Consider the following 14,886-nt stretch of genomic DNA (forward strand, 5'->3'; position numbering starts at 1 on the left):
CCGATGCGCATCACCGTCACCGTCGAGGGCCCGCGTGGCTCCACCGACGTCCTGGTCGACTGCGACGACGCGCTGGCCGGCGAGGAGCTGGTCGGCCGGCTCGCGGCCCAGGGGCACGCCGCGGGCGCCGTGTCGGTCCCGCCCAAGCACGGCGTCGACCTGCCGCGCTCGGCCGCCGGTCCCGTCGGCGAGCTCGGCCTGCGCGACGGCGTACGCGTCGGTGTCGACGGCGTCGACACCGCCGCCCCGCCGCTGCCGACCGCCGGGCTGCAGCTCCACGTCGTGGGTGGGCCCGACGCGGGTCGGGTCTTCGGGCTACCCATCGGCGTCCACGAGGCGGGCCGCAGCGGCGTCCTCAGCTGGAACGACCACTCTCTGTCGCGGCGACACCTGCGGATCGCGGTGACCGCCGACTCCGTCCAGGTCACCGACCTCGGCTCCAGCAACGGGTCACGGCTCGAGGGCGAGGAGCTGACCGCCCACGAGGCCGCGGAGTGGGCGGTGGGGGAGGTGCTCAGCGCCGGCGACTCCCAGCTGGTCCTGCGCCAGGCCACGGACGCCCACGCGACCGTCGAGCCGGCGGAGCCCGGCTGGCTCAACTTCCTGCGCCCGCCGCGGATCCTGCCGTTCCACGCGGCGCCGACGGTCGAGGTGCCGACGGCGCCCCAGAAGCAGAAGGCCCGCAAGTTTCCGGTCGTCGCCATGGTGATCCCGCTGATCCTCGGCTGCGTCATGGCCTACTTCATGAGCCCCTACTTCCTCATCATGGCGACGATGAGCCCGATCATGATGGGGGCCAACTACATCACCGACAAGCGTGGGTCGGCGAAGGACTACCGCGAGGCGCTCGAGCAGTACGAGGCCGACCTCGCTGCCGCCCAGCAGGCCCTCGACGACGCGTTGCGCTCGGAGTCGCAGCGGCTGCGCGACGAGCTGCCCGACCCCGCCGCGACCCTGGTCACCGGGCTGCTCCCCGGCCAGCGGCTGTGGGAGCGCCGCCGTCACGACGACGACGCGTTCCACATCCGCTTCGGCACCAGCGAGGTGCCCTCCACGGTCCAGGTCACCGGGGCGGAGGACGGGTCCGACCACCGGCTCCACGCGATCCCGGTCGGCGTGTCGATCACCGACAGCCGCGTCGTCGGCATCGCCGGTCCCGACGACCGGGTCGACGCCTCGCTGCGGTGGGTCATCGCCCAGCTGGCGACCTACCACGCCCCGCGCGACCTCTCGATGAGCTTCGTCAGCAGCCGTGGCGGCCCGGAGTGGAACTGGCTGCGCTGGCTGCCCCACCTGCGCCCCGACACCACCGAGGCCTGCCTCGCGCTGGTCGGCAACGACCCCGAGACAGTGACGGCACAGGTCGCGAACCTCACGGCGATGGTCAAGGCACGCCAGGAGATGGGGCGAGAGGACTCCCGGCTGCGCGCGGAGAGCTTCGCGCCCCACGTGGTCTTCGTCCACGGGTTCCGCGAGCTCCGCGGCACCATCGGGCTCACCCAGGTGCTCGAGGACGGTCCGGCCGTCGGCATCTACGCCGTGTGCACCGGCGACGACGTCCGCTCCCTCCCCGAGCGCGCGACGGCCACCGTCTCCGTCGACGCCGCACAGCCGTCCTACGCCGCCCTGCGGCGGACCGGCCACGCGCCGCTGCCGGAGGTCCTGCTCGACGGCGTGACCGCTGACTGGTGCGACCAGCTCGCCCGCGAGCTGTCCCCCCTGCGCGACGTCGGGGCGGCCGGGGCGGGTGGTGAGTCGCTGCCCGACAGCGCGCGGCTGCTGGAGGTCATCGGGCTGGAGCCGCCGACGGGTGAGGCCGTGCGCGGCCGCTGGCGTGCCCAGCCGCGCAGCACCACCATGACGCTGGGCGTCGGGCTCCAGGGCCCGTTCGCGCTCGACCTCGCGGGGGACGGGCCGCACGGGCTGATCGCGGGCATGACCGGGTCGGGCAAGACCGAGCTGCTCCAGACCATGATCGCGTCGCTGGCGATCGCCAACCGGCCCGACCACCTCAACTTCGTGCTGATCGACTACAAGGGCAACGCGGCGTTCAAGGACTGCATCCACCTGCCCCACACGGTCGGCAACGTCACCAACCTCGACAAGCACCTCGTGGAGCGGGCCCTGGCCTCGCTCAACGCCGAGCTGAAGTGGCGCCAGCGGTTCCTCGACGAGGCGAAGGTCAAGGACGTCGAGGACTACCAGCTGTTGCAGGCCAAGGAACCCCACCGGCCCCCGCTGCCGCGGCTGCTGCTGGTCATCGACGAGTTCGCCCAGCTCGTGAAGGACCTGCCCGAGTTCGTCACCGGGCTGGTCAGCATCGCCCAGCTCGGTCGCAGCCTCGGCATCCACCTGCTGCTCGCGACCCAGCGGCCCAGCGGCTCGGTGTCGCCGGAGATCCGCGCCAACACCAACATGCGGATCGCGCTGCGGGTGGCCGACACCGCCGACTCGACCGACGTCCTCCAGAGCCCCGAGTCCGCACGCATCCCGAAGAGCTCCCCGGGACGCGGCTACGCGCGCCTCGGCGCCGGGGCGCTGCTGGCCTTCCAGGCCGGCCGGGTCGGCGGACGGCGACCCGGCGTGGTGGCCACCGACGTGGCACCGCCGTTCCTCGCCCCGGTCTCGTGGACCTCGCTCGGCTACCAGCCGCCGGCGCCGCCGAAGCGCGGCGGGGGCGACGAGGTGGCCGACACCGACCTCGCTGCCCTCGTGCAGGCGGCGGTCGAGGCGGCCGAGGCCGACGGCATCGGCGAGCAGCGCAGCCCGTGGCTCGAGGCCCTGCCCGAGCACCTGCTGTGGGACGAGGTGGTGTCCGGCAAGGCCGTCCGCGGCGTCGTACCCCCGCTGCCCTACGGGCGCCGCGACCTGCCCGAGGACCAGGCGCAGGAGGTGGCCGCGCTCGACCTCGACGCCGACGGGCACCTGCTGGTCTTCGGCTCGGCCAAGAGCGGCCGCTCCCAGGTGCTGCGCACGGTCGCGGCGTCGATCGCGCGGCTCACGGACGCCTCCGACGTCCACGTCTACGGCCTCGACTGCGGCAACGGCGCCCTCAACCCGCTCGGGTCGCTCCCGCACTGCGGTGCCGTGGTCAACCGCACCGAGACCGAGCGTGCCGCCCGGCTGCTGGCTCGCATCACCGGCGAGATGGACCGGCGGCAGGGACTGCTGGCCGGTGCCGGCTACGCCGACGTGCGGGAGCAGCGCGCCGGTGCGGCGAGCCCGGGCGACGCGCTGCCCCACCTGGTGCTGATGCTCGACCGCTGGGAGGGCTTCGTGCCGACCCTGGGCGAGAGCGACGAGATCATGAACGCGGTGCTGCGGATCCTCCGCGAGGGCGCGAGCGTCGGCGTCCACGCGATCATCACCGGCGACCGGTCGATGGCCAACAACTCGCGCATCGTCTCGACGACCGAGAACAAGCTGACGCTGCGCTTCGCCGACAAGACCGACTACGGCCTGGTGAACCTGCCCCCGCGGCAGATGCCCGACCGGATCGCGGCCGGGCGCGGCTTCGCCGCCGGCATGCTCGAGACCCAGGTCGCGCTGCTGGCCGGCGACGACTCGGGCCAGGCGCAGGCGGCGTTCCTGCAGGCGCTGGCCGAGGAGTCGAAGGCGTCCTCGTCCGAGGACGTACGGCCGTTCCGGGTCGACGTCCTGCCGCAGCGTGCCGGTCTCGAGCTGGCGATGGGGCTGCGCCGTACGCCGCCCGAGGCGCCGGTCCTGGCGGTCGGCGTGGGCGGTGACGAGCTCGCCCTGCTCGAGGCCGACCTGCACGCCCCGGCGTTCATCGTGGCCGGACCGAACCGCTCCGGACGCAGCTCCGTCCTGGCCGCCGCAGCCCGCGGGTTCGTCGAGACCGGGGGACAGGTGCTGGCGGTGGCACCCCGTCCGGGTGCGGTCCGCGAGCTCGAGGGAGCGCCCGGGGTGCTGGGCGTGGTCACCGAGGCGACGGCCACCGCCGAGGTCTACGAGGCGTTGCTCGAGGGGGCCACCGGCCCCGTCCTGCTCGTGGTCGACGACGGCGAAGTCCTCAAGGACTCCGGTGCCAACGACTTCTACGGGGTGGTGGCGAAGGGCCAGCGCGCCGGGGTCTTCCTGCTCCTCGGTGGTCACCGCGACGGCCTCTGCGCGGGCTTCTCGGGCTGGCAGGTCGACGCCCGCAAGTGCCGCCAGGGACTCCTGCTGTCGCCGCAGGAGCTCGGCGACGGTGACCTGATCGGGACCCGCGTGTCCCGCCAGGTCATCGGCAAGCCGACCCAGGCCGGCACCGGTTGGCTCCACCTCGGCGACGGGCAGCTCCGCCAGGTCGCCACCCTCCTCTGACCCTCTGGGGCGGGCATGACGAAGGGCCGCTGCCGGGAGGCAGCGGCCCTTGGCCGGTGGTGCGGTGAAGCGATGAGGGCTTGCGTCAGCCCTTGAGCGCGGAGGCGAGCTCGCTGTCGACGCTCTGGAAGGTCTCGGCCGCCTTGGTGAGGTACTGGCCCATGCCGTCGAGGCCCTCGATCGTCTGCGAGGCGCCCTTGGTGAACTCCTCGTAGGAGGTCTGGAAGGCGGCGGAGGCGGAGTCGGTCACGAAGCCGCCGGCGACCAGGTTGTCGACCTGGCCCTTGAGCTCGTTGAGCTTGCTCTCGATCTCCTGGCGGCCGGCGGCGAGCTTGGTCGCCTGGCTCTTCATCTCTTCGTAGGTCACGTTCACGTTGGCCACGACTGGGTTCCCCCTTGTTGAGTGTGGGGACCGACGCCCACCGTGCGCCGGGTCTGTCCGTGCACAGGCCGGTCCCCGAGACGCGCCCACGCTACCCGACGAGGGCGGGGTCGTCAGCAGGTTCCTCCGGCTCGCTCCCGGGGCAGATGCGGCTCCGGGATTGGTCGCCCGGCGGGGTGCTCGCCTAGGATCGGACGGTTGCCTCGGCGAGGGACCTCCGGGTCCGTGATCGACAGGGCGGGCCACCGGCCGCGCTGTCGCGCGACCTCCCTCCTCGCGGGGCCCCTGACTTCGCAGCACACCACGAGGAGAGCAAGCATGGCTGACAAGATCACCGCCGAGCCGCGCACCGAGTTCGGCAAGGGCGCCGCCCGCCGGATCCGTCGCGACGACAAGGTCCCCGCCGTCATCTACGGCCACGGCGAGGCCCCCGTCCACGTCACCCTCCCGGGTCACGACACCTGGATCGCGATCAAGCACGGCGGCGCCAACGCGCTGCTCGACCTGCAGATCGAGGGCAAGAGCCAGCTGGCCCTGACCAAGCAGATCCAGGTCGACCCGATCACCCGCGTCATCGAGCACATCGACTTCGTCGCGGTGCGTCGTGGCGAGAAGGTCCACGTCGACGTCCCGATCCACGTGGTCGGCGAGGCCGGTCCCGACACGCTGGTCGTCACCGAGAACGCCGTCGTCTCCGTCGAGGCCGAGGCCACCCACATCCCCGAGTGGTTCGAGGTCTCCGTCGAGGGCGCCGAGGTCGGCACCCTCATCCACGCCTCCGACCTCACCATCCCGTCGGGCAGCACCCTGCTCTCCGACCCCGAGCTGCTGATCGTCAACGTCGCGCAGCAGATCTCCGAGGAGGCCCTCGAGGCCGAGCTGGAGGAGGCCGAGGCCGAGGCCGGCATCGAGCACGAGGAGAGCGACGAGGCTGCCGCCGAGGGCGAGTCGGCCGAGGGCGAGGGCGACGAGGCCGCCGCCGAGGGCGACTCCGCCGAGTGACCGGGGCGACCTGCTGACGCAGGCGTCCGGACGGGCCGGGATACTTCCGCCATGACCGCCGACCAGACCGCGACCCCCACCGGGTCCGAGGTCTGGCTGGTGGTCGGGCTGGGGAATCCCGGCCCTTCCTATGCCGGCCACCGCCACAACGTCGGCTACCTCGTGACCGACGAGCTCGCGCGTCGGCTCGGGTCACCCTTCCGCGCCCACAAGTCCGGGCGGGCCGAGGTCGTGGAGGGCCGGCTCGGGAGCCCGGGAGTGACCACCGCGCGGGTCGTGCTCGCCCGACCGCGGTGCTACATGAACGAGACCGGGGGACCGGTCAAGTCTCTGGCGAGCTTCTACAAGATCCCCCCTGGCCGCGTCGTCGCCGTCCACGACGAGCTCGACCTCCCCTTCGGCACGCTGCGCGTCAAGCTCGGGGGCGGCGACAACGGCCACAACGGGCTCCGCTCGATGCGGTCCTCCCTCGCCACCGGCGACTTCTTCCGGGTCCGCGCCGGCATCGGCCGGCCACCCGGCCGCCAGGACGTCGCCGACTTCGTGCTGTCGAACTACTCCTCGACCGAGCGCAAGGAGCTGCCGTTCCAGGTCGACCGGGCCGCCGATGCCGTCGAGTCGCTGGTGCTCGACGGGCTCGAGCGCACCCAGCAGACCTTCAACGGCTGAGGATCGCGCGCCTCACGAGGGTGGCAGCACGATCGTCCACGCCACGGCCTTGGAGGCGCTCGCCCCGGCGGTCGCGGCTAGGGCCGGAACCGTTCCAGCGGCGACGCCGCCCTGGTCGCCGGCCACCGCCGTGAGCATCCCGCCGCTGCTGCCCGTCGTCGTCGCCCGCTGGGTCAGCACCGGCGGCAGCGTCCAGCCGTGGACCGTCGAGGTCTTGTCAGCGTAGTAGCGCACGACCGTCGACCCGGCCTGGGTCACGGGGGCGGCCGGCGCGGTGTGGGTGGTCCCGCTGCCGGTCTCGGGCTGACCGACCACGGCGGACGGTGCGCCGGCGCCCTCGTAGGCGAGCAGCACCAGGCTGGTCTTGGAGATGGCGTCCAGCGTGAGGGTCTGGGTGGTGCCGGCGACGCCACCGGCTGCCCGGGTGAGGACCCAGGAGCGCACCTCGGTGCCGTCCGTGACCGTCCCGGCGAGGGTCCAGCCGCTGGGGGTGGTCAGGGTCGCGGTCCGGTTGGTCGTCACGACCAGCACCAGCCGGTCGGTGCTCCGCACCGTGGCCGGGACGCCGACGGCGGGCCGGGCCGTGTTGGAGTCGGAGGAGGCCGCCCTCCAGAACACCGGTCCCGTCCCCGGGGACGCCTCCTGCACGACGACGTCGTGGCCCACCGAGCCGGTGGCGCCGCTGCCGTCGGTCACGGTCAGGGTCACCCGGTAGGTGCCGGCGGCGGCATAGGTGTGGGTGCGCGAGGCCGCGGTCCCCGAAGCGCCCTGGCCGTCGCCGTAGTCCCACGTGTAGCCGCTGAGCGGACCGTCGGCGTCGGAGGACCCGCGCCCGTCGAAGGTGCAGGTCAGCCCCGAGCAGGAGGTGGTGAAGACCGCGACCGGGTCCTGGGGTGCTGGCGGTGCGCCGTCGGCGACGAGGACGACCGAGTAGGCCGCGCCGCCACCGCCGGCCAGGACGGCGTCGGTCACCCCGGGGACCAGGACGGGGGTCGACCGGTTGGTCGTGGTGCCGTCGCCCACCTGGCCCGAGGCGTTGCCGCCCCACGCCAGGACGCGGCCGTCGGAACGCACGGCGACGCCGGTGTCCCGGCCCGAGCCGATGGAGACGATCGAGGTGAGGTTGCGGACGCTGACCGGACGGGTGCGCGTCGCGGTCGTGCCGTCGCCGAGGTTGGCTCGGTAGTTGCGTCCCCAGGCGGCGACGGTGCCGTCGGTCCGCAGCGCGTAGGAGTGGTGGGCGCCGGCGATGACCTGGCTGACGCCGGAGGTGACCTGGACGGGGGAGTCCTGGTCGGTGGTGGTGCCGTTGCCGACCTGGCCGTAGTCGTTGGACCCCCAGGCCCACACGGTGCCGTCACCCCTCAGCGCCAGGCCGTGGTCGCGGCCCCCGGCGATGGCCACCACGTCGGTCAGCGAACCGACCCGGACCGGCGTCAGCCGGCGGGTCCGGGTGCCGTCGCCGAGCTGTCCCTCGTCGTTGCGGCCCCACCCGACCACGGTGCCGTCGGCGCGCAGGGCGTAGCTCATGTTGCGACCCGCCGCGACGGCGACGGCGTCGTCGAGGCCGACGACGGTGACCGGGCTCCGCCGCAGGGTCGTGGTGCCGTCGCCGAGCTGCCCGTCGGCGTTGAGGCCCCACGTACGGACGGTGCCGTCACCCATCAGGGCGAGGCTGAGGTTGTGCCCGGTCTCCACCGCGGTCGCACCGCTGATGCCGGTCACCTGCGTCGGGACCGACCGGTTGCCGGTCGTGCCGAGGCCGAGCTGTCCCTGCTGGTTGCTGCCCCACGTCCAGACCGTGCCGTCCGCCCGCAGCGCGGCGACGTGCTCGCGCCCACCGTGGAGGTCGACCACGTCGGCCAGACCGGTCACCGGACCGGGCGTCAGCCGGGACTGCGTCGTCCCGCTCCCGAGCTCGCCGTAGCTGTTGCCTCCCCAGGTCCAGGGAACACCGGGAGCACTGGCCGCCGACGCGATCCGCGCCGGGGGCATGTCGGCACCGACGGCCTGCGGGGCCACGGGCAGGGCGAGAGCCGCCGCGGCGCTCCACAGCGCCAGGAGTCGGAGGGGGCGCGCGCGTGTCATGGGCCCACTGTGGGGCGATCGAGGACCGCCGGACGGCGGTGTGACGAGGGTCATCGATTATGGGGATCCCCTTGTCGACCGGCCATGACGCCCCTGACGCGGTCCTACGTTCCGCAGCAGGGACCGCCTCGACGGCGGTGCGTGCTGAAGTGCGAGCGACAGGGGTGCCGTGATGCGGCGATCGTGGAATGTGGGCAGGGTCCAGCGGGGTCGCTGGGCAGCGGGTTCGGCGCTCGCGCTGGTCGCCTCGGCGCTCGCCGTGGTGGGGGTCTCGGTCTCGCCGGCGCAGGCGGCCGACACCATCACCTTCCGGGCAGCGGCGCAGGCCGCGTGGAACCAGAGCACCGCCCGGGCGACGATCCCGGCCGAGGTGCGTGAGGGCGACGGCATGCTGCTCTTCGTCACCAGCAACAAGGCAGGCGTGTCGATCACCAGCCCTCCTGCCGGGTGGACGCTGGAGGGGTCGCGGCTCGCCAGCACCGACACGCGCACGACGCTCTACAGCCGCGTGGCCGCGGCCAACGACGCGGGACGCAACGCGGCCGTCACGTTCTCGGCCACCACGAAGGCGACCGTCAGCCTGCTCGCCTACGACGGCACCGGCGCTGACCCCGTCGACGCGTTCGCGTCCGCCGCCGAGACCACCAACCGCACCACCCACACGACGCCCGGCGCACCCGTGGCGACCGCCGGCTCCCACCAGGTCTCCTACTGGGCCGACAAGGCCAGCAGCGCGACGGCCGGCTGGACCCTGCCCGCGAGCCAGACCCGGCGCAGCACCATCGCCAACACCGGGACCGGTCGCATCAGTGCCGTCGCCTCCGACTTCGGCGCTCCGGTGTCCACCGGCCAGGCCGCCGGCGTGACCGCCACCAGCGCCCTCTCCAGCCGCAAGGCGACCATGTGGACCGTGGTGCTCGCCCCCGACCAGACCGCCGAGCCCAACGTCGCGCCGGTCGCCTCCTTCACCGTGAGCTGCCCGCAGGCGACCTGCACTGTCGACGCGTCGGGCTCCACCGACACCGCGCCGGGGTCCATCGCGTCCTACGCCTGGGACTTCGGCGACGGGACCACCGGCACCGGGGTGTCGACGACGCACACCTACGTGACCGGCGGTGCCAAGACGATCACCCTCCGTGTGACCGACAACCAGGGTCTCCAGTCTGCGCCGGCGACACGCACCGCCAACCCGACGGTGGCGCCCGTGCTGACCGGGCAGCCCAACCACAACCGGCTGGTGCCCGACCGGCCCCGCACCGACACGCCCCGCATCAGCAACGGCGAGATCTGGGACATCGAGGTCGTGCCGTCGCTCAACCGCGTGTTCATCGCCGGCAGCTTCACCTCGATCCAGAACAACACCGCCACCAACACCACGACCTACAACCAGGCGGGGCTCGCCAGCTACAACCTCAACACCGGCCTCGTCGACGCCAGCTTCCGGCCCACCTTCAACGGCGGCGTGGCCGCCGTCGAGGCGACGCCGGACGGCACCAAGCTGTTCGTCGGAGGCACCTTCAACACCGTCAACGGGGTCGCCAAGCAGAAGGTGGCCAGCCTCAACCTGACCACCGGCGCCCCGCTGAGCACCTTCGGCTTCACCAACAGCACGAACAACGCGGTCCAGTCGCTGGCCGCCACCAACAGCACGCTCTACGTCGGTGGCCGGTTCAGTCGCATCAACGGGGTGCTCCGCACCGGGGTGGCCGCCGTCAACGCGGCGTCCGGCGTGGTCGACCAGTCCTTCGACAACAACCTCTCGGGCGGCATCGGCGTCAACGGCCAGCTCGGCGTGCCGCAGCTCAAGCTCACCCACGACGAGACCAAGCTGCTCGTCATCCACACCGGCCGCCAGATCGACGGCCAGGACCGCCTGGGCATGGGCATCATCGACACTGCCACCAAGGAGCTGCTGCCGTTCCGCAGCCAGCTCTGGGACGCCAACCTGGCGCGGGTCGGCGGAGTGACCCGCATCGTCGCCGGTGACATCGCCCCCGACGACTCCTACTTCGTGGTCACCAGCGGCTCCGGAGGCGACGCCCCGCCGATCAGCGACACGGCGATCGCCTACCCGCTCACCGCGTCGTCGCTGCAGGACTCCGACGTGCAGCCGCTGTGGATCTCTCGCCACTTCGACAGCATCTACTCGGTCGCGATCACCGAGGTCGCGGTCTACGTCGGCGGCCACTTCTCGTGGATCGAGTCGCCGACGTCCGACGACCCGTGGCCGGGCCTCGACAACGTCGGCTACGGCACCGGACAGGGTCTCTCGGGCTACGGGCTCGGTGACCAGGTGGTGCGTCGCGACCACATCGCCGCCCTCAACCCGACCGACGGCAAGTCGATCGAGTGGAACCCCACGGGCGGCTCGAACTCCTTCGAGGGCGACAAGGCCATGGAGGCCACCCCGCGTGGACTCCTCGTCGGTGGCGACGGCATGTTCAAGGGCGGAGTCCGCACCGGACGGATCGGGTTCTTCGACTTCAACACCGTCACGAACCCGCCGACGCTGCCCGACACCACGATCACTGCCCCGATCGAGGGCCGGGTGGTCACCGACGGCACACCGTTCGACATCACCGGCACGGCCCGCGTGGCCAGTGGCACCGTCGGCCGGGTGCAGGTGCAGGTGCGCGACCGCAACACCGGTCAGTATCTCCAGGACAACGGAACGTCCTTCACCACCTTCGGCACCACGGCCAACACGCTCGACGCCACCCTGTCGGGCAGTGGCACCACGCGTGGCTGGACGATCCCGGCCACCGTCACCGGGAACCGCGAGCTGCTGGTCTCGGCCCAGGCGTTCACGGCGGCCACCGGTGGCACCGGCGACTCCACGCAGGCGACGAAGAAGATCGAGTCCTTCGGACTCACCGACCAGACCCCGACGACGTCGATCAGCGGTCCCAGCGGCATCCAGACCTCCACCAGCTTCACCATGACCGGCACCGCGTCGGACGACAAGGGCGTCAACTCGCTCACCTACTGGTTCCGCGACGAGCAGGGTCGCTACCTCCAGAACGACGGCACGGTCGACGACATCTACAACACCTTCCGCGGCCAGCCCGACGTCATCGGCGCGACCAGCGCGACCTGGACCTACGACGTCGTGCTCCCGCACGAGGGCGTCTGGCGGGGGAGCGCGACGGCCGTCGACACCGCCGGCCAGGCCGACCTCCGCAGCGCCACGCGCGACTTCACCGTCGACTCCAACGCGGTGGCCCCGTCGGTCACCGTGACCCAGCCGGTCGCCATGAACCCGCCGTTCGCCGCGAACCCGGTGACGGTGGAGCCGGGGAGCCCGATGACGTTCGCGGGCACCGCCTCCGACGACACCGGCCTGAAGAACGTGGAGATCTCGCTGCGCAACTCCTCCACGGGGGAGAACCTCGGCAACGACTGCAGCTGGGGCACGACGGTGAGCGCCGGTCGCTGCCGGATCTCGCCGGTCGACATCAGCGGCGCCAACTACAACTGGAGCTGGACCACGCCGTTCAACCTCCGACCGGGCACCTACACGTTCTCGGTCCGGGCGACCGACGACACCGACCTGTCGACCTCGACGACCAACCAGGGCCGTCTCACGGTCAACGCGCAGTACCCCGGTGACGGCCCGCCGGACGCGACGATGAGCTTCACGCCGCCCACCGACGGCTCGCTCAACGTCAACCTGTCCGGCACGGCCTCCGACGAGACCGGCGTCGCGCGGGTGCAGGTGAGCCTCCAGGACCGCGACACGGGTCGCTACCTGCAGGCGAACGGAACCATGGCGGCCGCCGCCGCCTACCGCACCGCCACGCTCGGCACGCCGGGCGGGACCGCGACCACCTGGTCCCTGCCGCAGATCACCTTGCCCTCCGGCGGCAACTGGCGCTTCACCGCGCTCGCCTTCGACACCCGCGACCAGCAGGACGCGTCACCGGCGACCGCCTCGTGGGCGACCTACCCGGGCGACGGCTTCCCGGCCCTGTCCGACACCCTGGGCCAGCCGCAGACCGGGGCCAGCTTCGACGCCGGGAAGATCGTGGTCACCGGCCGCGCCGAGGACGCAGCCGACCCGTACGCCGGCATCGCCTCCGTCCAGGTCGCGGTGGTCGACTCCGCCGGCCGCTACATGAGCTCCACGGGAGCCTTCACCAGCACCACGGCGAGCTATCGGACGGCCTTCCTGAACAGCCCGGGCAGCGCCGGTTCGAACTACTCCTACACGACACCGGTGATCCCTGCGGGCACCTACACCGTGCGGGTGCGCCCGGTCGACGTCCACAACCAGATCGGTGTGGAACGGATCTCCACGGGCATCACGGTCACCCAGCCGTCGAACAACCCGCCGGTGCCGAGCTTCACCTACACCTGCAACCAGAACGTCTGCACCTTCGACGGCCGTGGGTCGACCGACGAGAACACCAGCTCGCTGACCTACTCGTGGAGCTTCGGCACCCAGGGCACGGCGACGGGACCGCTGCCGACCAAGACCTTCACCGCCCCGGGCAGCTTCCCCGTGACGCTGACGGTCCGGGACGAGTGGCAGGCCTCGGCCACGTCGGCGGCTCAGACGGTCGTGATCATCGAGCCCAGCGGCAACGTCGCACCGGTGCCCACCTTCGCCCAGAGCTGCAACGGGCTCACCTGCTCGGTGAGCAGTGCCGGGACGGCCGACCCCAACACCGGCGACGCGATCGTCTACTCGTGGAACTGGGGCGACGGCACGACGGCGAGCACGGGCTCGGCGCCGGCCGCCCACGTCTACGCGACGACGGGCAGCTACACGATCACCCTCACCACCACCGACGGATGGGGGAAGTCGGCCTCGACGACCCGGACCGTGAACCTGGTGGAACCGGCCGGGAACACCGCACCGGTCCCGCAGTTCACCGCCACGTGCACGAGCGGCACGAGCTGCCAGTTCAGCAGCGCCGGCACCGTCGACGCGCAGGGCGACGCCATCCGCTACGCGTGGACCTTCGGCGACGGAGGCACGAGCACGTCCGCCAGCCCCTCCCGGACCTACGCGACGGCGGGCACCTACACGGTCACGCTCACGACCACCGACGTCTGGGGCCGGTCGGGAAGCCTGACCAAGAGCGTCGCGACCGCGGGCACCCCGTAGGCGCTCGCGAACCTCGCGGGGACCTGCGGACTAGACGGCTCGGCCGTCCGGTCCGCAGGTTCCCCCATTTTCGCTAGTCGGCGCGCAACACCGCAGGTGAGAGCGGGGTCAGGACGCCAGCGGTTGCCCACGTCGGGCCCCCGCGGACGCGTCGCGGGTCGCTCGTCGGGCCGGGACTCACCTAGAGTCCGGTCCGTCGTCGCGCCAGTCCGTGCGAGCCGGGGGCCATCGCCGCGGACGCGCCGACCCGGTCCCGCCCCACCCCCACGGGGCGCCGGACCGGACACACCCCCCTGCGGGGCGTTGCCCGGTGTCGCCTGCGTGCCCCGGACGTCGTCCCGCGTGCACCGAAACGGAGATCTCGATGGAAACCATGTCCCGCCGCAACGCCCTGCGCCTCGCAGGAGGAGCCGTGGGTGCCGGCGTGGTCGGCACGACCACGCTGGCCGGTGGTGGAGCGCTGGCCGAGACGCTCGCCGGCAGCGAGGCCCGCCGACGCCAGCGCACGGGGCTCAAGGCGGTCCTCCGGCGCGGTACGCCGCTGATCGGCATGAGCACCCCCAACGACCTGTGGGCGCAGAAGGTCGAGCAGGTCGGTCCCGGCCTGACGGCACGACGCATCTACGCCGACCTCGCTCGGGGTCCCGAGAGCCAGCTCCGGACCATCGAGCAGGCGCACCGCGACGGGATGCTCCCGGTCGTCTCCTACAAGGTGGGCGGGGACATCGAGGGCGCAGCCCGCGGCGACTGGAACCGCGTGGCGCAGCAGGCAGCCGACCGGCTGGCGGCGTTCAACAAGCCCACCGCGGTGGCGTTCTGGCACGAGCCCTACACCGACATGTCGCCCCGGCAGTTCGTCCGGGCCAACCGGCAGATCCTGCCCCACTTCAAGCAGGGTCGGCTGCGGGTCGGCCCCATCCTGAACGGGTTCCTGCTCGACCGGCAGGAGGACGTGATGGACCAGTTCGCCACCGACCGGATGCTGCGGCTGTGGGACTGGTTCGGCATCGACACCTACCAGGGCGGTACGGCCGACAATCCCGGTCCCATGGCACCCGGCGACCGGATCAAGGCGCTGCGCAGGTACCTGCGCCGCCGGGGTCACCGACACATGCCGATCGGTGTCGGCGAGTACAACGGCCACTCGGCGGAGACGGTGGCGAGCGCGGGCGAGGCCCTCCTGAGCACCCACCGGGTCTGGTTCGGCTGCATCTGGAACTCCACCGACGAGCGTGACTGGCGGCTCGACGGAGCACGGCTGCGCGCGTTCCAGCGCACGCTCGAGGACCCGCGGGCGATGTAGCCCCGC

Annotated in this window: 7 protein-coding genes; 5 read left to right on the forward strand and 2 right to left on the reverse strand. The window is 72.5% G+C overall.

Annotated elements, in window-relative coordinates:
* Positions 1 to 3: 3 nt before the first annotated feature.
* The gene (locus ABD091_RS13955) at positions 4 to 4,326 is read left to right on the forward strand and encodes a type VII secretion EssC family protein (protein WP_343919438.1); all 4,323 of its coding nucleotides are present in this window, start codon (positions 4 to 6) and stop codon (positions 4,324 to 4,326) included.
* Between the two features lie 85 nt (positions 4,327 to 4,411).
* Here the strand turns inward: ABD091_RS13955 and ABD091_RS13960 are convergent, their stop codons facing one another.
* Entirely contained in the window at positions 4,412 to 4,708 is a 297-nt protein-coding gene (locus ABD091_RS13960; protein WP_343919439.1) for a WXG100 family type VII secretion target, read from the reverse strand.
* Positions 4,709 to 5,026: 318 nt separating this feature from the next.
* On the opposite strand from ABD091_RS13960, the gene ABD091_RS13965 reads away from it, so the two are divergent.
* Positions 5,027 to 5,710: a 50S ribosomal protein L25/general stress protein Ctc gene (locus ABD091_RS13965; RefSeq protein ID WP_343919441.1), complete on the forward strand. Its 684-nt coding sequence runs from the start codon at positions 5,027 to 5,029 to the stop codon at positions 5,708 to 5,710.
* Positions 5,711 to 5,761: 51 nt separating this feature from the next.
* On the forward strand, positions 5,762 to 6,379 hold the full coding sequence (pth, locus tag ABD091_RS13970; RefSeq protein WP_343919443.1) for an aminoacyl-tRNA hydrolase: 618 nt from the start codon (positions 5,762 to 5,764) through the stop codon (positions 6,377 to 6,379).
* A gap of 12 nt (positions 6,380 to 6,391) precedes the next feature.
* Here the strand turns inward: pth and ABD091_RS13975 are convergent, their stop codons facing one another.
* Positions 6,392 to 8,467 (reverse strand): RCC1 domain-containing protein, encoded by a 2,076-nt coding sequence (locus ABD091_RS13975; protein ID WP_343919445.1) that lies wholly within the window; start codon positions 8,465 to 8,467, stop codon positions 6,392 to 6,394.
* Positions 8,468 to 8,657: 190 nt separating this feature from the next.
* On the opposite strand from ABD091_RS13975, the gene ABD091_RS13980 reads away from it, so the two are divergent.
* Together ABD091_RS13980 and ABD091_RS13985 are read left to right on the forward strand one after the other, a co-directional pair.
* Positions 8,658 to 13,577, forward strand: coding sequence for a PKD domain-containing protein (locus tag ABD091_RS13980; RefSeq protein ID WP_343919447.1), 4,920 nt, complete (start codon positions 8,658 to 8,660; stop codon positions 13,575 to 13,577).
* A gap of 364 nt (positions 13,578 to 13,941) precedes the next feature.
* On the forward strand, positions 13,942 to 14,880 hold the full coding sequence (locus tag ABD091_RS13985) for a hypothetical protein (RefSeq protein WP_343919449.1): 939 nt from the start codon (positions 13,942 to 13,944) through the stop codon (positions 14,878 to 14,880).
* The last annotated feature ends 6 nt before the right edge of the window (positions 14,881 to 14,886 follow it).

It is taken from the genome of Nocardioides aestuarii (assembly GCF_039527245.1).
GTDB classification, from domain to species: Bacteria; Actinomycetota; Actinomycetes; order Propionibacteriales; family Nocardioidaceae; genus Nocardioides; species Nocardioides aestuarii.

Excerpts from the sequence above, each read along its gene's own strand:
- ABD091_RS13975 (WP_343919445.1), bottom strand. The coding sequence starts at position 8,467 with ATGACACGCGCGCGCCCCCTCCGACTCCTGGCGCTGTGGAGCGCCGCG.
- ABD091_RS13955 (WP_343919438.1), top strand. The coding sequence starts at position 4 with ATGCGCATCACCGTCACCGTCGAGGGCCCGCGTGGCTCCACCGACGTC.
- pth (WP_343919443.1), top strand. The coding sequence starts at position 5,762 with ATGACCGCCGACCAGACCGCGACCCCCACCGGGTCCGAGGTCTGGCTG.
- ABD091_RS13965 (WP_343919441.1), top strand. The coding sequence starts at position 5,027 with ATGGCTGACAAGATCACCGCCGAGCCGCGCACCGAGTTCGGCAAGGGC.
- ABD091_RS13985 (WP_343919449.1), top strand. The coding sequence starts at position 13,942 with ATGGAAACCATGTCCCGCCGCAACGCCCTGCGCCTCGCAGGAGGAGCC.